General features: G+C 59.6%; 10 protein-coding genes and 1 pseudogene. 6 read left to right on the plus strand and 5 right to left on the minus strand.

The genetic code is table 11. The features are described from left to right. Positions 1-145 precede the first annotated feature (145 nt). A complete protein-coding gene (locus NC979_RS19500; protein WP_190516730.1) occupies positions 146-1,351 on the minus strand; it encodes a glycosyltransferase family 2 protein in 1,206 nt (401 codons plus the stop codon). Positions 1,352-1,562: 211 nt separating this feature from the next. Here NC979_RS19500 and NC979_RS19505 point away from each other — a divergent pair, with 211 nt between their 5' ends. The 3 genes from NC979_RS19505 (at position 1,563) to NC979_RS19515 (ending at position 15,419) form a co-directional block, all read left to right on the plus strand. Next, on the plus strand, positions 1,563-2,906 hold the full coding sequence (locus NC979_RS19505) for an acetamidase/formamidase family protein (RefSeq protein WP_190516732.1): 1,344 nt from the start codon (positions 1,563-1,565) through the stop codon (positions 2,904-2,906). Positions 2,907-3,223: 317 nt separating this feature from the next. Then, on the plus strand, positions 3,224-3,688 hold the full coding sequence (locus NC979_RS19510; RefSeq protein ID WP_190516734.1) for a carboxypeptidase-like regulatory domain-containing protein: 465 nt from the start codon (positions 3,224-3,226) through the stop codon (positions 3,686-3,688). 295 nt (positions 3,689-3,983) lie between these two features. Beyond that, positions 3,984-15,419, plus strand: a complete 11,436-nt coding sequence (locus tag NC979_RS19515; RefSeq protein ID WP_190516736.1) for a LamG domain-containing protein — start codon at positions 3,984-3,986, stop codon at positions 15,417-15,419. A 141-nt stretch (positions 15,420-15,560) separates the two neighbouring features. On the opposite strand, the gene NC979_RS19520 is transcribed toward NC979_RS19515, so the two are convergent. Further along, positions 15,561-16,088, minus strand: a complete 528-nt coding sequence (locus NC979_RS19520) for a pentapeptide repeat-containing protein (RefSeq protein ID WP_190516739.1) — start codon at positions 16,086-16,088, stop codon at positions 15,561-15,563. Between the two features lie 567 nt (positions 16,089-16,655). Between NC979_RS19520 and NC979_RS19525 the strand changes: the two genes are divergently transcribed. Together NC979_RS19525 and NC979_RS19530 are read left to right on the plus strand one after the other, a co-directional pair. Next, the gene (locus tag NC979_RS19525; protein ID WP_190516741.1) at positions 16,656-17,696 is read left to right on the plus strand and encodes a fatty acid desaturase; all 1,041 of its coding nucleotides are present in this window, start codon (positions 16,656-16,658) and stop codon (positions 17,694-17,696) included. Positions 17,697-17,860: 164 nt separating this feature from the next. Beyond that, on the plus strand, positions 17,861-19,387 hold the full coding sequence (locus tag NC979_RS19530) for a DUF3747 domain-containing protein (RefSeq protein WP_348253804.1): 1,527 nt from the start codon (positions 17,861-17,863) through the stop codon (positions 19,385-19,387). 141 nt (positions 19,388-19,528) lie between these two features. Here NC979_RS19530 and NC979_RS19535 read toward each other — a convergent pair. The 3 genes and pseudogenes from NC979_RS19535 to NC979_RS19545 form a co-directional block, all read right to left on the minus strand. Continuing rightward, a pseudogene (locus NC979_RS19535) lies at positions 19,529-20,050 on the minus strand (Uma2 family endonuclease); the annotation flags it as partial. Positions 20,051-20,140: 90 nt separating this feature from the next. After that, positions 20,141-20,959 (minus strand): cold shock domain-containing protein, encoded by an 819-nt coding sequence (locus NC979_RS19540; protein ID WP_199308722.1) that lies wholly within the window; start codon positions 20,957-20,959, stop codon positions 20,141-20,143. A gap of 134 nt (positions 20,960-21,093) precedes the next feature. Beyond that, positions 21,094-21,750: a LysE family transporter gene (locus NC979_RS19545; protein ID WP_190516743.1), complete on the minus strand. Its 657-nt coding sequence runs from the start codon at positions 21,748-21,750 to the stop codon at positions 21,094-21,096. Between the two features lie 58 nt (positions 21,751-21,808). Here NC979_RS19545 and rsmA point away from each other — a divergent pair, with 58 nt between their 5' ends. Beyond that, on the plus strand, positions 21,809-22,639 hold the full coding sequence (gene rsmA / locus NC979_RS19550; RefSeq protein ID WP_190516746.1) for a 16S rRNA (adenine(1518)-N(6)/adenine(1519)-N(6))-dimethyltransferase RsmA: 831 nt from the start codon (positions 21,809-21,811) through the stop codon (positions 22,637-22,639). The last annotated feature ends 1 nt before the right edge of the window (position 22,640 follow it).

The following is a 22,640-nucleotide window of genomic DNA, read 5'->3' on the forward strand; positions in this document are numbered from 1 at the left end:
AGTACATTAATTAGTCAACCGCTTAGTGTCACCCTTGATCAACTGTATTGAGGTTTGCCGCTGTAGCCGTTGCCGCCAAGGTACGTAGGGTTACTAAGCAAAAGACGTTGAAGCGCCGACAGGTGGCCTAGGGATGAGGCGATCGCTAATGCTGAGGTTTGAGCGATCGCCCTCGCCAGGTCCAGCCCCAGCCGGTCTTGGTTTTGACGATGGAGGTGAGGGCGATCGCCACTACCACCAAGCCGCCCACGCTGCTCAGCCACCAGTAGCGCAGCGGCACCCCCACCTGGCGATAGCCCGTGATCCTCAGCAGCCCGTAACCTGCCAGGGTCGACACCGTCAACCCGTATAGGAGCGCTATAGACGAGGAGAGTTCGGGTTTGAGTAGGGTCACGGCTAGGCTCGCCAGCAGCCCGACCCAGGGCATGACAAACACCATGGCGATGGTGAAGGCCGACAGCAGCGTCAGCGGCAGGTTTTCTTCGGTGCCCAAGTAGTAGTTCTTGGTCCACCCTTCCCACAGGGTCGCAAAGGAGGAATACATGCGCACGCTCAGCAGATCAATGCCCAGCACGTAGCGCAGCTTGAGACCGTGGCGCCGAATCTGGCGGGCGAGTTCGACATCTTCTACAATCACGTCGCCGATGGCAGAGTGGCCGCCGATTTTGTCGTAGGCGGCGCGACGAAACAGCATAAACGGCCCAGCGGCAAAGGCATCGTCTACGGCGGTAGACTCGTTAATGGCTTCAAAGTCATAGGCGATCGCGATCGCGCTCATAATGATGGGCTGCACCAGCCACTCCGAAAAGCAGCTGCACTCAATCTTGGGCGCACAGCTCAGCAGGTCGGCTTGGCTGGTTTGGGCTTCGGCCAGGGCGGCGGGTATTGCCCCTGGCGACAGCCGCACATCAGCATCAATAAACAGCAGGTAGTCGCCCTGGGCAACATCTGCCGCCTGGGCACAGGCCCAGTTTTTGCCGCGCCACACCTCGCCCTTAGGGCGAGGCGGCACTACCAAGTGGTGGATGTTGCCATGCTGGGCGGCTAATTCTGCCGCGATCGCCCCGGTAGCATCGGTAGATTGGTCGTCAGCAATCCAAACTTCAAACCGCTGCGCCCCCAGTAGTTCAGTCGCCAGCACCGCTTCTACACAGGCGCGAATATTATCAGCTTCGTTGTAGGCCGGAATTACCACATCCACAGAGGGTGCTGAGGGCAGGGATGTCCCTACCGGCTGAAGGTGAGGAGCCGACGCCAGCGACTGGGTGAGCTTGAAATAGAACGCCGCGATCGCCACCAGTGCCACCCCCAGCAATCCGTCTAGCCCCAAAATAAACCTGTCTAAACCCATGCTCGTCTTCCCCGCCGCCATCCTGTAGCAATCTACTATGTGCAGCTCAGATTGGGGGGTGATGATTTCCGCGATCGCCCCTCGATGCCGCCCACCGCCTCGATTCTTTCCTTTGGAATGTTCCCTAGACTACAACCCTTGCCTATCCCCCCCCGTAGCATCGTAGCCACGTCGATTAAGTCGTTCCTGGTCAGAATTGAGGAGTTTTTGAATGATTAGACAATGGCGTTTTGGCCTGCTGGGGCTGGGCTTGGCAGTGGCCTTGGGCTTTAGCGGGCTGATGATCAATCGGGCGATCGCCCAGACACCCCAAGAGCACTACCTTGCGGCCAATGCCGACACCGTGCACTGGGGCTACTTCAGCCAATCCCTAGAGCCTAAGCTCACGGTCAACTCCGGCGACATTGTCACCGTCGAGACCCTCACCCACCACGCCAACGACGACGCCTCCCTCATGGTTATGGGCGATCCCGGTGCCGAGAGCGTCTTCGCCTGGACTCCTGAGGGCAAAGGCGTCGATCGCCGGGGCGCAGGCTCCGTTGACCCCGAGGTCTACACCACGGGCGCGGGTGAAGGGGCGGGCGTACACGTGCTAACCGGTCCCATCTACGTCAACGGGGCCGAACCCGGCGACGTACTCGAAGTTAAAATCCTAGATGTGGCACCGCGCCCCAGCGGCAACCCCGAATACCAGGGGCGCACCTTCGGCAGTAACGCAGCCGCCTGGTGGGGCTTCCACTACAAAGACTTGATTGAAGATCCCAAACCCCGTGAAGTCATCACCATCTACGAGCTAGACGCCACCGAAACCGAAGACTACGCCACCGCCCTCTACAACTTCCGTTGGACGCCCCAAACCGACCCCTTTGGCGTTGTCCACGAGACCATCGACTACCCCGGTGTGCCCGTTGACCCCGCCACCATCGACAAAAACTACGAGGTGCTAGAGGGCGTCAAGGTGCCGATTCGCCCCCACTTTGGCCTGATTGGTCTGGCTCCCCGCGAGGCCGACTTTGTCGACTCGGTGCCCCCCAGCTACTTTGGCGGCAACATCGACAACTGGCGCATAGGCGAAGGGGCCACTATGTATTACCCCATTGCTGTCGAAGGGGCGTTGCTGTCGCTGGGCGACCCCCATGCTGCCCAGGGCGACTCCGAATTGTCGGGCACGGCGATCGAAACCTCCCTCACCGGCAAAATTCAGGTCACGGTGCACAAGCAGAGCGACCTGGCGGGCACCATCCTCGAAGACCTCTACTACCCACTGCTCGAGAACGACGAAGAGTACGTTGTCCATGGCTTTAGCTACGCTAACTACCTCGAAGAACTGGGCGATACAGCTCAAAAAGACATCTTTGGCCAGTCGTCTATCGATAAGGCCATGCGCGATGCTTTTCACAAAATGCGCCACTTTCTCATGACCACCCAGGGCATGGGCGAAGATGAAGCGATTAGCCTCATGTCGGTGGCGACCGACTTTGGGGTCACCCAAATTGTCGATGGCAACTGGGGCGTCCACGGCGTGATCAAAAAGGCGGTGCTACCCGGTGTCTGAGAATGGGTGATAGCCGTCTGAGTGCAATGACCCCAGTTGTAGGTAGGTGGCGCGCTAGCAGAATCCAGCAAAATTCAAACGTTGGTGTTGGGCTACATGTCGTTTCACCTCACCTACGTCTAGCGGTTTGTCTCTCCTAGGGCCAAAGCCCGTTCCTTGCCGGTAGGACTTCAAGACAAGCAGTCATCCGCGCCGATAGTGGGGTTTCCAGCGCAGGTCTTGGGTATAGTCGCTTGCCTGGACTTGAGCGTGTGGTCTTCAGCTCGCCGCAACTCTCGCTAGAATGAAGGCCACACGAATTACGGATTGCTTGTGCTATGAAACGGTTGCTTGTTGCTCTGGTAATGTGTTTAGCGCTGGTGGGGTTTCCGGCCCAAGCCGATGCGCACCAGATTGAAACCTTTTACACCCTCGACAATCAGCTAGAGTTTCAGTCGCTGTTTAGCTCGGGCGAACCCTTTGTTGGAGCAACGGTTAACATCTATGCCCCCAACAACCCCGACGAGCCCTGGATGACGACCACCACCGATCGCGAGGGCCGCTTCGCGTTTTTGCCCGACGAGTCGATCCCGGGTGACTGGGAAGTCTCGATTGAAGACGATACCCAAAGCCATGCTGACTACTGGACTGTGCCCGTAGGCGACAAGGGCATCATCTATGACGGCATCAGCCTCGACTCGACTGAAGATGTGCACTACCGCGCCGCCGCTGCGTTCATGCCGCTGGTGATCTCGATTGGTGGAGCGCTGGCCTGGCTAGGGTTTACCCGCCGCCGTCGCTAGACAGTTTCCTCAAACACTCAAAACAACTGACCTCCGGTATCCCTCAACGTTAGGATGCCGGAGGTTTTTGCTATGGGCCTTTCCTGCATTCGCCAAGCCGACCCGTCACCCCAAGGCACTGGTTTTAATCATTGCGGTTGGTGAGAACGATCACCAAATCCTTGCTGTAGTCAACAGTGTTTTCCCTGTAGCTTCTCCTGCGTTCCCCAAAACTGTTAGGGAGAGTTGATCCAGCGCTGCGCTCTGGTCACTGCTCCTAGCCAGACATCGCAAAGCCCCACAGGAGAACCTCTTCATGACTGCTCAAGCCCCCGTTTTAGAGAGCTTTATCAAGCGTTACGGCGATCGCAACTACCGCTACCCCGTGCTGGTACGCCACCAGGGCACCGTGATTGCCCTGGCGATGGATGACCAGCGCCGCATCTATTATTCCGTGCTGAATCTCAATGGTCAGGGAAATTCCCTCGACGTGAATAGCTGGGCTGACCAGCCCCAGGAGCTGGAGTTCCCCAAAGAAATTGCTGAAGTGGGCTTTGGCCTCGCCGATCAGCTGCTGCTGCCGACGGTGAAAAAAGGGAGCCGTACCCCGGTCGATGCCGGTGTGGTGGTAGCCGACAACGAAGTAGACAAGTTTCTCTCCAGAACCGCGCGATTGACGGCAGATGCCCCGTTTCAATCGATGTCGGATGGGCGATTTGTTTACGTGTTTCGCCAGGCGATCGCCGCTAACCACCCCGACCAAATCACCGTTGAAGGCCCCAAAAACCGCCAGATCCCAATCGTAGACTCGACGCTGCTGGTCGATCGCTTTGTGCTGTCGGGGGCGTCGGGCGCATCCCAGGCTGGGGAAGCTGCCCCGGTACCGCAGCTCAAGCTCAATCTAGAGGTGCGCTTTCGCCGCAGCCGCAGCAAGACTCGCCCCCAGAGCACCAAAGACAGCCTGGGCGCACGCGACATGCAGGATCAGCCCTTCTTTGAGCCCACCCAGGAGCTGTCGTTTATTCGCAACTTGCAGGAGGGGCGGTTTTCAATCGTGCTGCTGCCCACCACCATTGCCGAGGTGTCGCGCTGGCAGATCTTTGCCTTTAACAGCGCCACAGAAATGATCGACGCCTACAACGTGGAGCGATCGCTAGAGGGCCTGTTCAACACCCGAGGCACTCAATCTGCCTCCAGCAACGATGCCGCCGAGACGGCGCTGAACTTCAGCCAGGAGAGTGACCACGTGGTGCTGGCCCCAGGAGTTCGCCTCGGCCAGGGCTTTAGTCAGGAGGCGTGGATTTTCCCCCGCGTTACCGCACCGGAGCCGGGGGAAGCGCTAGAGCAGGCTCTGCTGGGGAATGACGACAAGACCGCCACGGCTCCACCCTCGATCTGGATTGTGGACAACCGCCGGGTGCGGGTGGGCTTTGGCGATGGCGCTGAGTTCCAGTCCTTCATCACTGGGGAGGTGTTGCGATCGAACCAGTGGAACCATCTGGCAGTGGTATTTAACAACGACCCCGAGGATGCGGGCTATCACCTCTACGTCAATGGTCTGCCCGTGGATGTGCGGCAGGAAGGCACATCCACGGGCACCAGCGTAGGCAAGGTGCCGGTGGATGCTGCGATCACGCTGATCGGTGCGCCCAGCCGCAGCTTCTTTGGCCTGATCGACGAGATTCGCCTGTGGAATCGGCCGCGCTCGGAGCGAGAAATTCGCAGCGATCGCGGCCTGCGCCTCTCTGGCCACGAACTGGGGCTGACGGCCTACTGGCGACTGGATGAAGGCTCTGGCCGCGAAATTTTCGACCACACCAGCAACCACGCCCCCGGCACCATGACGGCAGGCTTTGCCAACCGCGCCTGGGTAGCCTCCGACGCACCCATTGGCGAAAACGCCGGAGTGAACCGCGACAGCTTCCGCTTTGAGGGCCGCACCGTCGAGTCGGGCCTCGCCTCGCTGCTCTACTTCCAGCAGGAGGAAGCCCGCACCGGCTACGACCAACAGGCTAAGCCCCTGCGTCAGGGAGCGCGGGTGATGCTGGCGGTGGCTACCCAAGCGGCTGGAGGCGATCGCAAAGAAATTGCCACCCTTGACTTTGGCGTTTCTGCCAACGGCCGCCTAGCCAAGGTCGCCGACAACTTGCGGCTCAAGCCCGTAGCGGTGGAGCGCGACGGCGACCCAGTGGATGTGAGCGCGGAACTGGCCCAGATCCAATCGATTCAGCAGGTGATTGACCAAACCCTAAGCGCCGACGACAGTGCCGATGTGAGCGTTGCACTGGCCCAGATTGAGGCGTTGCAGGCCGCTATTAGCCAAAAGCAGCAGTCAGCTCGCACCGTGGATGTCAACGCCGAACTCGATCGCATTGGCACCTTGCAGGGCGCCATTACCCAAAAGACCCAGCGCGTGACCACCCTGAGCGAGGAGATCGACTACCTCAATTGGGTGTTTAGGGTTGTGGATGACGCAATTGCCAACCGCAGCACCGGGCTCACCGTGCCAGCGGGTAGCTTAGATAGCCTCAATCTACCGGCTAAGCTCAGCCGACTGCGCGAGCTGCGTAACCTCCAGGCAAATGGCCAGCAAGAGCTGCAGCAGCTGCTAGATTTTCTGCGCAATGCTCGGGTCACCCTGCACGAGCACGCTAACTTTGGCGGCCGCTCTCTATCCTTTGGTCTGAACGCTATTGGCAACAGCTTTTCGCCCCGCTTTGTGGGCTATACCCAGCTTAATCAGCACAACTTCAACGACCTGATCAGCAGCATTAGCATTTCGGCTTTTGTTCGCGTGGGGCGAGGGTCGCAGCTGTTTTTGCCGGCGCTGCAAGTCACTGTTTTCGAGCATGCCAACCGCAACAGCGGCCAAAATGGGTTTGCCCACACGTTTACCGATACTACGGCCTTTGTCGGTCGTGACTTCAACGATCGCATCTCCAGCCTAGAGATCTCCGAAAACTCAGCTTTTCGCAATCACTGCGATGCGCTGCAGCGATCGCTCGACTCCCTCACCACTGACCTCAGCACTCTGCTCGACGAGCTGCGCGGCATTCGCGCCAGCATTGAAGCCCTGCGCACCGACCAAGACCAGCAGCGGCAGCAGCTGGAGCAGGCGGTAATTAGCGATCGCACCGCCCTGTCCGCCCTGCAAAACCTGCTGAACAAGGGCTTTGCCGCCACCATGCCGCTGGTGCATAGCGACGTCAATGGTCTGTCGGTGGCGGGCGGGCTGCTCACCTTCGCCTGGGCCGACGACACCCCGCTGCTGTTCGACAGCGCCGTGGGCAACGTGGCGATGTACTTTCGCGGTACCGACGATCAGTTCTTTGTCGCCTACTACAAAACCCTGACCCAGCGGGCGCGCTATGCCCTAAACGATGCCCTGGGGGCAGAGGCGGTGGTGGGTTTTGCCCGCTCCACCGAGGCCGAGATGGATCGCATTCGCCTCGATGTGGTTGGGGAGGCAGTTGACTTCACCTGCATTGTCACCATTCAGAGCAAAGCCAGCGACCAGACAATTATTGAAACCTGGCACCAAGTACCTCGCGCCCCCGAGGGCTTTGCCAAGGTGCTAAATGGCCTGGCGGGCGATCGCACCTTTGTCGGTCGCGGCGAAATTGCCCTCACCCCTGGGCGCGCCGACACTCTGACCGTAGCGGGGGGCATTCACCGCTCGCTACCGGCTGGGGCCACGCTGTTTATTGGTGATTTTAAGGCCACTCTTGAAACCGCGGTAGATCAGGGCGCAACGGAGCTGGCCATTCGCACTGAGGCTGCCAGCTCCACTACCGAACCGCTACCCGTGTTCTTTTTGGAATACGACTATGCGGTGCAGGCCAGTACCACCCAGGGCGGTGCTGACCTCTCCTCCGGCTCTAAGCTGCTGGCTTTTATCGCCAACGGCGCCGGCCAAGCGGTGAAGAATGGCACCGTGCACAGCGGACTGACGCTCTCTAGCCGCTGGGTCTCTGAGGCTCCGGGCCACACTTATGCCTTCGATGGCCAAGACAGCCACGCTCGGCTGGAGGCCTCCAGGGCCGATTTTGACCAGCAGCTGCGGCGGTTTTCGCCCCAGGCTGACCTAACGCTAGAAGCCTGGGTGCGCCCCAGTCAGATCGCCGAGGCCAGTCTGCGATCGCGCCTGCTCCACTACCAACCAGCGGCAAATACCACCGATACTCGCTACCTGCTGGGGCTGAAGCGTGAGGAGCTGACCACAGCGATCGCCCTCAACGGCAGCACTGACCTGGTGCGCATTCCCAATGCTACTCACCTCAATTTTGCTGGGGCCATCACTCTAGAGGCTTGGGTCAAACCCGCCAAAAACGAGAACCTGGGCAACATCATCGTCCACGGCAACGCCAGCGGTCACCAGGTCTTTCTGCGCATCAATGAGGGGCGCTACGAGGTGGGCAGCCACAATGGCACTGACCACAAGGTGGCGATCGTCATGCCCGCCGCCGATCGCACCGGCAACGCCTGGGTTCACCTAGCCGCGGTTTACGACGGCACCCACTGGCGGCTGTACCGCAACGGCATTGCCCTTGGTGAACAGGCCGAGGCGATCGGGGCCATCCCCATCAATGCCGACTGGGGCTTGGGTGCTCACCCCAACCCGAGCGATCGCGTGCGGATTTTGACTGGGGCGATCGCCGAGGCCCGCATCTGGCAGCGGGGTCGCACCCAGACCGAAATCGCCGCCGACATGACCCGCGAACTCAGCGGCAACGAAACCGACCTGGCGGGCTGCTGGCGCTTCGACGACTTTGGCAATCGCCGCGCCACTGACCACGCCCGCTTTGGCCACCACGGTCAGCTCGAAGGCAATCCCCAGCCGACGGAGTCCCCTATTCCGGCTTACTCGGTGTTTGCTGGAGTGGGTGAGCAACTGGTGCAGTCATCCCAGAAGATTGCCGCGGGCAACTGGAACCACCTGGCGGCGGTGTTCAACCAGTCCTACGGAGTGCAGCTCGATGGCCAGCCCGGCACCTTTTTGGATGCAGGCGCTGACCTCACCCTCGATCTCAACCGCGATCTGACCATCGAAGCGGCCTTTAAAGTCAATGATCTGAGCCAGCCCCGCGCCCTGCTCACTAAGGGCAAACTCAGCGCTACCGAAGACCCCGAGCAGCACGTGCCTTACGCCCTTTACCTCAACCCGGCAGGCCGTTTGGTCTTCGCCTTTGAAGATGTCAGAGGCAAAAAACACCTGTTCATCTCCCAGCCCATCCCCAACCCCACCGAGTTTCACACCGTTACCGTCACCCGCAAGCGCCATACCATCACCAGCCCGGTGCGCAACAATAGCGATCAGCAAACTGGAGTCGATATTGTCTCTTGGGATGCGATTCAGTTTTTTGTGGATGGTAAGGCGAATACTCCCAACGGCCAGCCCTACGGTCTGTTTGAGTACAAAAAAGCGGGCAGCGACACTACCGGCACTCCCCGCCAGGAGGACGGCCGCAATGGGGGCAGCACCAGCCCCGGCTTCAATGCCGGACAGCCCCAGCAGCCCCTGGACATTGGTAACAGCAATGCGCCGCTAGAGTTTGGCTCGGGCTTTAGTCTGGCCAGCTTCGACCCAGCGGGCGACGACCTAGACAGTATCAACGGCGTGTACATTTCCGCTGAGGCTCTGTCTATTGCTGATAACGGCGACATGACTAACCCCCAACAAGCCGAAATGGTGGCCTTGGCCGTTGGGGTCAATGCCGGGGTTCGTGATTTAGAGCGGGATAGCGATCTGCTCAATACCGTCCGCAATGGGTTCGATAACGGCTTTGCGATCGCCCCCCTACAGGGCACCCTGGCCGAAATTCGCCTGTGGAATGTGCCTTTGGAGGCGGGCAGTATCAAACCTACAATTCAGGGTGGCGAAAAGGGACTGCTCGCTTGGTGGCGCTTTGAGGAAGCCGAGGGCGCGATCGCCTTTGACTCCAAGGGCAGCAGCCATGCCCGCTTTAAAGGAGCGGTGCAGTGGGTCAAAGACCCCAACCCCAGCGGGTCGCAGCTGGTGCTCTACCGCAACGGGCAGCTGCTGAGTAGTGAGCTGGTGCCAGCGGCCAGCCGCGCCGTCCTGCTCTCGCCCCAGGCCCAGTTCACCCTGGGCGCGCTGCAACGCAACAATAGAACCCAGGAGTTTTTCCAGGGCGAACTGGAGGAAGTGCGGATCTGGCAAACGGCTCGCACCCCAGAGCAGCTGCAAGATAACCTGTTCCGGCGGATACTGGGCGAAAACGGGCAGTTCCTCGACAACCGCGAAGACCTGCTCGCCTACTATCCCTTTGACACTCAGAGGGCCGGAGTGCTCTCCGACTTCTCGCTGCTGGGCAATGATCTGACGCCAGTTGACGCTGAGTTTGTGCTCTCCACTGCCCCCATCGGTGAAGACACTCCCCAGGTGCGCAGCGCCCTGGCGGGGGTGAGGACTCCCTTTAGCGATCGACTCCAAAGCGCCCCCGCCGTGCAGGAGTACGGTGACCTGCAAACCGATGTCGACGGCAACCTGTTTGGCATCTATAAGCGCTGCTACGGCCTGATCAAAGACGGTCAGTGGGAATTAGTCACCGGCTTTAAGGTGGGCGAACTGGTCACCGAATGGGTTGGCCAGGTGCAATTTGACCCGCAGCTGATCGGCTTTATCGAAGGGGCACCGCCAGTCCCCGGCGAAAACCTCACCAGCCGAGGGGCCGTGCTCGGGGAATTTGCCAACTACAACGGGGCTAGCTCCGTTGAACTCAAGCAGGCCAGCAAAACCAACTTCACCTTTTCCGCTGATAAAGAAAGCGGCTTTGACTCCAGCTTTGATCTGACTGCCGGGCTGCTGACCGGGGCCAATGTCGAAGCCGGTATTGGCCTGGTAACTGAGGTGGCCGACGCGGACAGCGCCTTTGGCATCAAGGCCAAGTTTGAAAATTCCCTGGGTTGGCTCAGCTCGGGCAGCACCAGCCTGGGGCTGACCACTAACCTATCGAGCAAGCAGCAGCTGCAAGGGTTTGTCGAGCCTGCCAATGCCGTTGCCTTCGGCGATGTCGGTCGGCGGTTTATTCCCGAAAACACGGGCTTTGCCTTGGTACAGTCGCAGACCGCCGATGTGTTTGCCCTGCGCCTCAAGCACAATAGCGCCCTGGTGTCATACCAGATGCGCCCCAACCCCGACATTCCGCCTGATCGCAACATCATCAACTTCCCCATCAACCCCGCCTACACCAAGCAGGGCACCCTCGACGGCAAGATCGGCTTCACCCCCGATGCGGCCTACCCCAATGCCCTCACCTTTAGCAGCGACAGCAGCTTTTATAAGCCGATCGAGGCCTTTGCCCTCAAGCAGCGCATCCAGCGCGAAGAGGAGCGGGTGCGGGCCTACTACGACCAGTACGACGCCGGTGCCGTAGGCCGTCGCCAGAACGTGCTGTTTGGCCAGAGCGGCGACCTGGGCAGCGAGGATGTGCTGCAAAACCTGCCCCGGCTCGAGAAGCGCAACCTGGCCAACACCTACGTCTGGACGGCGGACGGCGGTCTGTTTGCCGAAACCCAGGAAACTATGGATGTGGTGCAGGAGAGCTACGGCGGGTCCTACGCTTTTAAGGGGCAGGCGGGCATCTTTGCCGACCTGGACGTGGCCATCAGCGGTGTGGGCTTTAAGTTTGGCTTTGAGGCCATGTTTGGCGGCCGGCTCAACGTGCAGGCCACCAAGAGCGTGCAGTCAGAAAATAGCTTCTCGGTCGAGGTGAATGTCGATGAGGTTGAGCGCGATGTATTTCTGCGCGACGAAGCGGGAGAAGTGCTGTTTGACCTCAGCAATCCTTTGACACCCAAAGCCCTGCGCCATCCTGGCAAGGTGGATGCCTACCGGTTTATGACCTTCTATCTGGAGCCCCAGGCCGATCACTTCGACCACTTCTTTAGCCAGGTGGTTGACCCGATTTGGTTAGAGCAAAGCACCGACGCCAACGCCCTGGCCCTGCGTGGCCTGCGCGATGCCAACAAAGGCCCTGGCACTAAGCCCCCCTGCTGGCGCATTTTCCACCGGGTCACCTTTGTCAGCCGGGTGCTGCCTCCGATCGGCAGCACCAAGCCCCTGCCGGCGCTAGAAGCCACTCTGCGGGAGCTGAGCATCGACAGCAACTTTGAGTTGATCAAGCGGCTCGATCCCTTTGTGGCCGACAAAGTAGACGACTTTGGCGAATTCTCCCGCGCCATTCGCGAGACCATTGCTACCTTCCTGCCCGAGCTGCAGCCCCACGTAGCCGCCATCACCGAGTTTATGCGGCTGTTCTACGGCGTCACCGAGGTCACCAGCCTGACCGACAGCCCCGAGCTGACGGCACTGTTGGAGGGCGATCGCAGCCCCAATACCGCCCCAGTAGTGCGGGTAGGCCGCAGCCAAATCCTGCATCTGGAGGATGAGGCGGTGCAAACCACCCTGCCCGGCTCGGTGGCCGACGATCGCCTCTCCCCTGAGGCCGTCTTCGTCACCTGGGCGGTGCAGTCTGTTCCCACTGGAGCCACCGTCGCCTTTGACGATCTTCACAGCCCCGTGACCGTTGCCAGCTTTAGCAACATTGGCCGCTACCGGCTAGCCCTAACCGCCAGCGATGGCACCCTGTCTGCCACTGAAGACCTCGATATTTTGGTTAACCAGTCGCCCCTGGTGCGAGCTGGTGACGACCAGGAGATCGGCTTCCGCCAGTCCCTAGAACTGCGGGGCGAACTGGTGCGGGATGGTCGAGGCGATCGGACGACTCAAGCCCTCACCACTCGCTGGGAGGCGGTCAGCGGCCCTGGCTCCGTCACCTTTGACAACGCCGCCGCCCCGCGCACCAGCGCGCTCTTTACCGCCAGTGGTGTCTACCTGCTGCGGCTGACGGCAGAAACTGCCACGGCTAGCGGTGTGCTCACCCACAGCGACGATCTGCAAGTATTTGTAGGGGCGCGCATCAACCGGGGTCTGCTCAGCCTCTACAGCTTTGCGGATAGTTTGGCCAATGGGGGCAACACCGTGCGCGATGTCGCTGGCATCGGGGTGCCGGTAGATCTGGCGATCGCCGGTAAACCCACGCCGCTCAAAGCCCGCGGCGCAACCACGTCCTTTGCCCTGGCGCTGAAGAAGCCCGCCCGACTCACCAGCACCAATGCCAGCCGTCTGATCCAGGCGATCAGAGCCAGCGGTGAGTTCACCCTAGAAGCCTGGATTAACCCCTCCCAGGGGAACCAGCCCGGCCTGGGTCGCATTCTCACCCTGTCGGGTGGGGCCAGTAGCCGCAACCTGATTTTGGGCCAGGCGGGTAACCAGTTTCACCTTGGGGTGCGCACCAGCGAGACGAATGGCAACGCCAGCGATCGCGCCTTTGCCGGCGGCATTGTGGCCCCTGCCACTCTCACCCACGTCGTCTGCACCCGCGAGACTAATGGCACCACCCGTCTGTATCTGAATGGACAGGTCGTGGCCCAGCGCGTCATCCCTGGGACCTTGGCCAACTGGGACGACAGCTTTGCCCTGGCCCTGGGCAACGAGCTGGGGGACACCCTCAGCGAAGACCGCGCCTGGCTGGGCGATTTCCACCTGGTGGCGCTCTACAGTAGCGCCCTTACCTCCGCCGAAATTGCCACCAACTTCGAGGTGGGGGCCGACGCCAACCTAGCTCCGGTGGTTTCTGCCGGTGCCGACCGGGTGATCAACCTCCCTAGTGCTCTCTCCCTCAAAGGAGCTGTTATGGATGACCAGCTGCTCAACGGCAACCTATCAGTGCTGTGGAGCCAGCCCGGTGGCCCATCCCCGATCACTTTTAGCGACCCGACCAGCCTAGAGCCCACGGTGACCTTTGCTGAACCGGGCGTCAACGATGAAGACGGACAGCTTGTTAAGGTGGCGGGCGTCTACACCCTGCGGCTCACCGTCGGCGACGAGGCCCAGGCCATTAGCGACGAGGTACAGATCACCGTTAACCACGCGCCGATGATCAAAGCGCCGGATGCGATCGTGGTGCAGTTGCCCAACCGAGCCCAGCTCACCGCCGAGGTGCAAAGCGGCTTGGGCAACCCGCGGCAGGGACGGCTCACCCTGCTCTGGAGCCAGCTTAGCGGACCGGGCACGGTTTCTTTTGGCGACCCTACCTTGGCCAACACCACCGCTCAGTTCTCCGAAAGCGGCACCTACGGGCTGCGGCTCACCGCCAGCAACGGGCTGCTCACCGCGGTGGCCGACGTTACCGTCCACGCCAACAAAGCGCCGACGATTCGGGCCAGCGCTGCACCGCTGGTCAACCTGCCCGCCACCGCTGCCCTCCAGGGTGAAGTGGTGGATACCGGCCTGGCCGATCCGGCAACAGGTATTGTGAGCGCGCAGTGGAGTCTGGTGAATGGCCCCGGCCCGGTCACCTTTGCCGATGCCAAGCGGCTGTCTACCACCGCCACCTTCAGCACCAGCGGCGAATACACCCTGCGGCTGACCGTCAGCACCGTGGAACTCACCACCAGCCGCGAGGTGACGATTACCGCCAACCAGGCTCCGGTGGTCGATGCTGGTCCCGACCAGAGCCTCGATTTCCCTGCTCTGGCCGAACTTGATGGCACCGTTAGCGACGATGGCTTCCCCACTACCCCTGGTCGCCTGACCCTGGCCTGGAGCAAAGTCAGCGGCCCCGGCGCGGTCACCTTTGCCGACCCCGCCAGCGACATCACCACGGCCCAGTTTTCTCGGGGCGGTGAGTATGTGCTGCGGCTGACAGCAAACGATGGGGCGATCGCCACCCACGACGAGGTCACCATTCAGGTGAACCAGCCCCCGGTAGTTAACGCTGGCGCCGATCAAGTTCTAACCCTGGCAGTGTCAGCGGCAGGAGCGGTTCAGGCGGCAACGACAGCTCTCAACGGCACCGTCCAAGACGATGCTCTCCCGGCCAATACTCTGACCACGCTTTGGAAGCAGCTCAGCGGTCCGGCCCCCGCCCTTCTGAAAGATGCTGCAAAACCCTCCACCTCGGCTGAGTTCCCTGGAGCGGGCACCTACGTACTGGAGTTGAGCGCCAGCGACGGACGGCTGACCGGGCGCGATACCGTCACAGTCGTCGTTTCCAAACGAGTCATGGTAGGTGTTCAGGCCCTCTACGATTTCCGGGAAGGCAGTGGCAACACCATCCGTGACCAGTCGGGGATTCAGCCCGCGCTGGATTTGGCTCTGGTAAACGGGGCGATCGCTCGCCTTCCCCAGGGCATTAGCCTCCAACAGCCTAGCCTGCTGGCTACCGCCGGAGCTGCGACCCGGCTCAACCAGGCCATTCAGCGCAGCCAGGCCATTACCCTAGAGGCCTGGGTGAAACCAGCCCAGCTTTCCCCCAGCCAGACCCCGGCGCGGATTGTCACCCTCTCAGCCGATACCGGGCATCGCAACGTCACCCTGGGCCAAAACAACAACCAGTACGTAACGCGCCTGCGCACCACCACTACTGGAGTCAATGGGTCTAGCAAGGTGGTCGAAGCGGGTTCAGTCAGCGTCAACCAGCTGACCCACCTGGTCTATACCCGCGACGGCGAGGGCAATACCACCCTCTACCTCGACGGCCAGGTGCAAAAACGCGAGGTGATCAGCGGCGATCTTTCCAACTGGGATGCTACCTACCGCCTGGCTCTAGGTAATGAGCTGACAGGCGATCGCCCTTGGCTGGGCGAGTACTACTTAGTCGCCATCTACGATCGCGCCCTCAGCACCGAGGAGGTCAGCCAAAACTTCGCTGCCCGCCTTCCATAGACAGCTAGAAATTGCCGCTGACTAGGCGGCGATCTGCAAAAAACCGGGTTTCTGCTAGAGAGTAACGCCTCTGACGCAGAAACCCGGTTTCTTTTTCAAGGCTCTCGATGCCGAAAGAGGCAACTGAGTTGGAGGCGGGCGCTAGTGCAGCCCCCAAGAGATCCATCGGGAGCTTGTAGCAGCATCGCCAGCATCGGATGACCTAACCCAGTTGCCACTGGTATCATCCAGTTCGACTGAGGTGAGATCGGTGTTTTCAACCCAGGCGTTGGTTAGGGTGGCGTGGGAGAGGTTAGCACCGCTGAGGGCTACCTCACGCAAAATTGCGCCCTGGAGATCGGCCTGTTCTAAATTAGCCGTGCGCAGGTCGGCGTAGCTGAGGTCGGCCCCAACCAGGTTGGCCCGCTCCAAGTCGGCCCCAATTAAATTGATGTGCTTGAGATTGGCCCCGCTGAGGTCGGCCCCAATCAGCTCGGCGTCGGTCACGTTGGCCCGCTCTAGATTGGCCCGCGAGAGGTCGGCCCCGCTGAGGTCAGCCTGAGACAGATCGGCCCCACTGAGGTCGATGCCGCTGAGGGTGGCACCGCGCAGATCGGCCCCATGAAAACGAACGCCTGAAAAGTTGCGATCGCCTCGGTTGTATTCGTGCAAAAACTGTTGAATATCCATGGAAGACAGCCTCCACAACTTGGCTAGATCAGCCTTAACGGGCAGTGCCTTGGGGTTGAAGCTTGCTGACTTGTCTTGCTCAGCAGGGGGCCAGCGTAGCCATTCAGCTAAGGCAGCCGCTCGGGGTGAGCCGCTTTAGGGTCGAAGAAATCGGCCAACAGCTATCGTTGTCTGCTAACTTATGCCTCTCAAGATGGCACCGGTTGAAGTGCCAGTTGCCGTTAAAGCTATCCCCATTGTCGGCTAATGCTCAGGCATGCGGGGAGGTGATTTATAGAACGCAACGCTCCTCGGGCAGCAGTTTTCCTAACAGCTCCCAGCTCTATCGGTAAGCGAGGCTGAACATGTTATAAATGTTAAGGAATTATAAGTATTCTCGTGGGCCAATCTTTGCCCCCATTAAGCTGTTTGCGGTGATTATCAGAGTTATTGAAGTTTCGGCTGTTGATTTCTCGATTTTGCAATCAAGCTTAGGCTCTGTTCGGTTCCCTACGGGGTGAACAGATTTTTTTTGGGCAAACAGTCCAGCTCTGATGTGCGCACCTTAACTTCTGTGGAGACTAGTCCTTGACTGCAATTTTTGAGACTTCCGCCAGAGCTGCGGATGTGAACCCTTACGGCGACCTGACCCTAAAGCAGGTTATTCAAACTATTCCTAAAGCTTATTTTCAAAAAGATCCGCGCAAAGCTTGGGCAGCTGTAGCGCTCAGCGTAGGGGCTGTAACCCTAGGATATGTAGCGATCGCCTTTTCCCCCTGGTTTTTACTCCCCTTTGCCTGGTTTTTGACCGGCACCGCCCTAACGGGCTTTTTTGTGGTGGGCCACGACTGCGGCCACCGTTCCTTTGCTAACCGCCGCTGGGTCAACAACTGGCTGGGGCACATCATGTTTCTGCCGCTGATTTACCCCTTCCACAGCTGGCGGCTGCTGCACGACATTCACCACCGCCACACCAACGATATGGAGATCGACAACGCCTGGGCACCGTGGAGCAAGGAAGAATACTCCGGTGCGGGTGGCTTCTTGCAGGCCGTATATCGGTCTATGCGGAGCTGGCTGTGGTGGCTGGCGTCAGTGGCTCACTGGGGCGCACTGCACTTTGATCTGCGCAATTTTGAACCCCGCGACCACGGTAAGGTCAAGCGCTCGATCGCGGCGGTGGTGGTCTTTGCGCTGGTGTTTTTCCCCACTCTATTTTACTTTGCCGGCCCCTGGGGTGTCGTGAAATTTTGGCTGATGCCCTGGCTGGGCTACCACTTCTGGATGAGCACGTTTACGCTAGTGCACCACACCATCCCTGAAATTCAGTTTCGCTACGGCGACACCTGGAATGAGGTGGAGTCGCAGCTCTCCGGAACACTCCACTGCGACTATCCCAAGTGGATCGAGGTGCTGTGCCACGATATAAACGTCCATGTTCCCCACCATGTTTCGGTAGGAATTCCGTCCTACAACCTAAGGCCCGCCTACGCGGCGCTAAAGGAAAACTGGGGCCCTCTCATGAAGGAAACTAAGTTTTCCTGGGAACTGATGCAGACGATCACGACCCGCTGCCATATCTATCATCCTGAGCGGGCCTACGAAACGTTTCGGGAGCTAGGGCAATAGAGAATTGGTGAAAACTAGGTTAGTTGGGGCGACTTAGCCCCTCGTTACCGGCTCAGCATCCCTGGGCCGGTTTTATTTTGGATGGGGCCAATTGGTAAACTGCGACACCTCAAACGCGCAGGAGGTGCTTGCGATCGCGACAATCGTGGGTAGCATTAGGAGTCTTGCCCACGCTTGACTCCAAGCCTACTCCTCACACCGCTGCACCAACTGCTATGGCCCTGCTGTCTCGACCGCTGAAAACGTTTTTGACCACTGCCGCTGTGGTGCTCACGGGGCTGGCTGCGGCCCCCATGGCCCGAGCCCAGCAGTTTGATCAGCAGCCCATTGACCCCAACCTGGCGGTGGCCATCGCCAGCCCAGTGCGCAACGGGGCTTTCTACAGCCTGATGATTTTGACCCAGGTGCCCAACCAGCGGCAGTGCTGGCAAGAGCAGGGACAAGCGGGCGGGCCGGTCACCGTCGACCCGCTGCTGCTGAACTTTGACTTTACCGGAGCCTGCGATCGCAGCACCGACGGCAACGGCTACTCGGTGCGCATCAACGGTCAAGACCTAAGGGTGCACTACCGCCTAGAGGTTTCGGCTCGGCAGAATGACCTGGTGTTGTTTGCTCGACCGACGCGCGATCGCTCCGCTCCGCCCATCGAGATTGGCCGCACCAACGGACGCACTGACGGATTTCTCAAAATCCAGCTCAACCCTGGCTGGCAGATGACCCGCCGCACCTACAACGGCCAGCCTGTCGGTCACATCTACCTCACCCACGACGCGCCGCTAGATGTGCGCCTAGCCGCCGGGGCCGCCCCACCCCTGAGCCAGACCCCCAATACGCCGCCCGCCGCCCGTCCCACCACGCCGCCGATGACATCGCCCCCGCCACCACCCAGCAGCACAGTGGCTACCGGCAACTATTTTCGCGTGGTGGTGCCGATTACTGGACCCAACACCCTGCAACAGGTGCGGGCTGTAGAGCCCGAAGCCTTTCGCACCAACGCCGAGGGCCAAGAGGTGGTGCAGGTGGGGGTGTTTCGCGATCGCCAGCGGGCCGACGAAGTCTACAACGCCCTAGTCGCCGCCAGCCTACCTGCCAAAATTCTTGGGGCCTCAGCCCCGGCGGTGGCCTCCACGCCCACCCTGCCACCGATTCCCCAGGGGTCGGTGGTGGTCGTCATTGACCCCGGCCACGGCGGGCGCGACCCCGGTGCCGTGGGCATCGGTGGCCTACAAGAAAAGCAGATCAACACCGCCATCTCTAACCGAGTGCAACAGCAGCTTGCCGCCGCCGGTATTACGGTGCTGATGACTCGCAGCAGCGATGTCTTTGTCGATCTAGACGCCCGCGCCCAGTATGCCAACCGGGCCGGAGCCAGCGTGTTCGTGAGTATCCACGCCAACGCCATCAGCATGAGCCGCCCTGAGGTCAACGGGCTAGAGACTTACTATTTCTCCAGCGGCGAACGACTGGCCCGCAGCATTCATGCCAGTGTTTTGGGGAATACGGATATGCGCGATCGCGGCGTCCGCACCGCCCGCTTCTACGTGCTGCGCTACACCACCATGCCCTCGGTGCTGGTCGAAACTGGGTTTGTCACCGGATCCCAAGATGCCGCCCGCTTCCGCGACCCTGCCGCAGTGAATCGGATTGCCGACGGCATCGCTCGAGGCATTTTGAATTATTTGGGCCGCTAATGGATTGTGAACGCTAATTGGCCTTAGAAACAAACTGACGAACTGCTTGACTACGGTTAGATCAGTCCTGGTTTCTCGTAGCGCAACCCAAGATTGCAGCTGCTCTACTGGTACTACGGAGAAGGCCAAACTGCTCTCCAATTCGCGGATTTGCTCGCCGCGCAAGTCCAAAATTTTGACCTTGCCGTTGCTGTAAAGCCAGAGTTCGGGCACCCCAAGCGCCTGGTAAATGACCAATTTCTGATTCGACGCACTGGCAATATCCACTTCCACCGCCAAGTCTGGCGACAGGTTTGGCGGAATCTCAGGATTTAAACCCTGCACTAACCCAGCATTCTGAATAAAAAAGCAGCTATCAGGTTCAATCCCTTTGTCTAAGTCTTTACGGTTCCAGGTCGTTGAACCCAGATCCACAATTTCTAACCCTAGTTCTTCTGCTAAGGCAAAGATAATCTTGCTCAGCAGCCGGTTGACAATCTCATGGAGTTTACTGGGCATGCGAATCTCCAAGCTGCCACCGCTATAGGCCAACCGAGTGGCTCGATTCTCGCCTAGCTCTGTTAGAAAAAGCTGGTAGTGCTGCCAAGTCAACCCCGACACAGTCATAGCGCTGCCGGGAGACAGCACAATTTGACTCAAGGGAGTGGCTAGGGCAACAGGCATGGGCAAACAACCGCACGGCAATGTCAGGATGATAACAAGGCCGCCAGTCTTGTGGCGGCATCTGCTCTCTAGGAAACCAGCAGGGTATGGCTATCGCGGGGCTCTACGCCAGCCCGCAGCGATCGCCTCCGCCTCGGTGCAAAACCACCGTTCTCCCTTGTCGAGATGGATCTCTGTCCCCTCATAATCTTCCATGCCGGGAACGTGGTAAAGCTTGTTGCCGCTTGAAATCGAAATATTGCCTTTGACCGTGCAGGCGGGTTCTGCAACGGCGTCAACGGGCGAGAGCGGAGTCGTAGTACTGGGCTGTGCAGCGGGTGCCGGGGGTGTCGTGGTACTGGGTGACGCGGTAGGTGAGGGCGAGGGCTTAGTACTGAGCTGCGTAGTGGATGAGGGCGAGGGCTTAGTACTGGGCTGCGCAACGGGTGAGGGCGGAGTCGTAGTACTGGGCGGTTCAGTGGGCAAGGGCAAAATACTCGCAACAGGCGACAAGAGGGTTCTATGCACAAACGGTAAGGCGAACAGGGCAACAGTAGTGAGGCCTAAAACACCCACCACAGCTTCGAGCCAGATGTCTTGTATTGATTGACGCCTAGCTGTCCGAGGGCGGGGCGTTGTTGGAATGGATTTAGCTGTCTGGGGGCGGAGCGTTGTTGAGATAGGTGTAGTGGTTTGCGGTGGGCTGAGTACAACGCCTTGAATAGAGGCTTTGGCAGCACGTACCTTGCCGTCAGCTTGGGTCACTTTCTCGTATAGGATCGTGTCTCCGATCTGCGGACGGCGGCAGTCTGCCGGTAGGGCGCTGATGTGCAAGAAAACGTCCTTGCCACCATCGTCCGGTTTGATAAAGCCGAAGCCTCTGTCGTCCTTCCAGGTTTTTAGTTGTCCTCTGTCAGGAACAGGTGCCATTCACGAGCCTCTGGATAACCACTCTGTAGGATTCCCCAGGTGGGCGATCGCACTGACAGCCTCAGATTAAGTTGAACTGTCGCGCTCAACTCACAGCTCTCGTTTGCCTTCGGTACTTTGCTGAACTTAGGCGGCTATTCGTTTGCCTCTGCTACAGCCAAGCGCACCCCCAATACGATGAGCGCTGCCCCAGTTAAACGCTCTAGCCAATGGGCAACAGCCAGAATGTGTCGCTTGAAAATCTGTTGGGAAATCACCACGGCCACCACCGCAAACCAAATCAGGGCGACAGCCGCGACGGTTGCCCCAAAAACTGCTTGCGCTACGATCGGCGTTGCAGACTGGATAATTTGGGTAAATAGCGCTAGAAAAAAGAGCGTTGCTTTAGGATTCAGCAAATTTCCTAGGAAGCCGATGCGGAACGCGGCCCAACGCCCTATGTCTCGCTGTTGCCCAATGGCTTCTGATGCGTTCACGCAGTGTCCCCGAAGAGGAATCGCTACTCTCTTGGCATGCAAAGACTTGACGCCAAGATAAATGAGATAAGCCGCGCCAACCCATTTCAAGGCATTGAACAGCAGAATAGATTGTGAAATCACAGCGCCAATGCCAATTAGGGAATAGGTGGCATGAACCAAGTTCCCAGCTCCAACACCGATCGCGGTAAAGATTCCTGCCCGTCGAGAGTAGGCCAGGCTGTTGCGCAACGTCAGGGCAAAATCAGGGCCAGGGGTGACAACTGCCACTAAACTGACAGCAAAGACCGTTAACCAAGCCGAGAAGAATGTCATAATTCTCTCCTTGCAAAAGACTTTGGGCGAGAGCCTATCACAGGTTGCTAATCACGAAATGTTCTCTCAACCGACCCGCAAGCGCTTTGGCCAGCACTGGCTCACCGACGAGAAGGTGCTCCACCGCATGCTGGAGGCCGCTGCTGTTACTCGCCTAGACACCGTGCTCGAAATCGGCCCTGGCACTGGGGCGCTAACTCGCTGGCTGCTGCCTTTGGCCAACGCGGTAGTAGCGGTGGAAATCGATCGCGACTTGGTCCGCAAGCTCAATAATCAGTTCGCCAAGCACGATAACTTTCGCCTGGTGCCGAGCGATATTCTAGAGCTAGACATCGCTGCCGTCTCGCGGGACAAAAACTTTGACTTTGGTTTGCCCAACAAAGTTGTCGCCAACATTCCCTACTACATCACCGGGCCGATCTTAGAAAAGCTGCTGGGCACCCTGGCCGCGCCGAACCCGGCACCCTACGACGCGATCGTGCTGCTGGTGCAGAAGGAAGTGGCGGAACGGCTCTATGCTCGCCCCGGCCGCAAGGCTTTTGGGGCACTGTCGGTGCGAGTGCAGTACCTAGCAGATTGTGAACTGGTGTGTCCGGTTCCGGCCCGCGCTTTTCAACCGCCGCCCCAGGTGGACTCGGCGGTGGTGAAGCTTACCCCTCGCCCGCCTGTCACTCCGTCTGATGACCTAGCGGGGTTTGACCGACTGGTAAAGCTGGGGTTTGGCAGCAAGCGCAAAATGCTGCGCAACAACCTCAAGGGGGTGGTCGATCGCGACGAACTAGAAGCGATGATGACGACCCTAGCCATTGAGCCCACCGCCCGCGCAGAAGACCTCAGCGTTGAACAGTGGGTGGCGCTGAGTAATACAATCCTGAAGCACCCCCGCTGAT

Source organism: Leptolyngbya subtilissima AS-A7, assembly GCF_039962255.1.
In the GTDB taxonomy this organism is placed as follows: domain Bacteria; phylum Cyanobacteriota; class Cyanobacteriia; order Phormidesmidales; family Phormidesmidaceae; genus Nodosilinea.

What these genes read in the sequence shown, in the direction of transcription:
- NC979_RS19500 (WP_190516730.1), bottom strand. Translation starts at nt 1,351, where the DNA reads ATGGGTTTAGACAGGTTTATTTTGGGGCTAGACGGATTGCTGGGGGTG.
- NC979_RS19505 (WP_190516732.1), top strand. Translation starts at nt 1,563, where the DNA reads ATGATTAGACAATGGCGTTTTGGCCTGCTGGGGCTGGGCTTGGCAGTG.
- NC979_RS19510 (WP_190516734.1), top strand. Translation starts at nt 3,224, where the DNA reads ATGAAACGGTTGCTTGTTGCTCTGGTAATGTGTTTAGCGCTGGTGGGG.
- NC979_RS19515 (WP_190516736.1), top strand. Translation starts at nt 3,984, where the DNA reads ATGACTGCTCAAGCCCCCGTTTTAGAGAGCTTTATCAAGCGTTACGGC.
- NC979_RS19520 (WP_190516739.1), bottom strand. Translation starts at nt 16,088, where the DNA reads ATGGATATTCAACAGTTTTTGCACGAATACAACCGAGGCGATCGCAAC.
- NC979_RS19540 (WP_199308722.1), bottom strand. Translation starts at nt 20,959, where the DNA reads ATGGCACCTGTTCCTGACAGAGGACAACTAAAAACCTGGAAGGACGAC.
- NC979_RS19545 (WP_190516743.1), bottom strand. Translation starts at nt 21,750, where the DNA reads ATGACATTCTTCTCGGCTTGGTTAACGGTCTTTGCTGTCAGTTTAGTG.
- rsmA (WP_190516746.1), top strand. Translation starts at nt 21,809, where the DNA reads ATGTTCTCTCAACCGACCCGCAAGCGCTTTGGCCAGCACTGGCTCACC.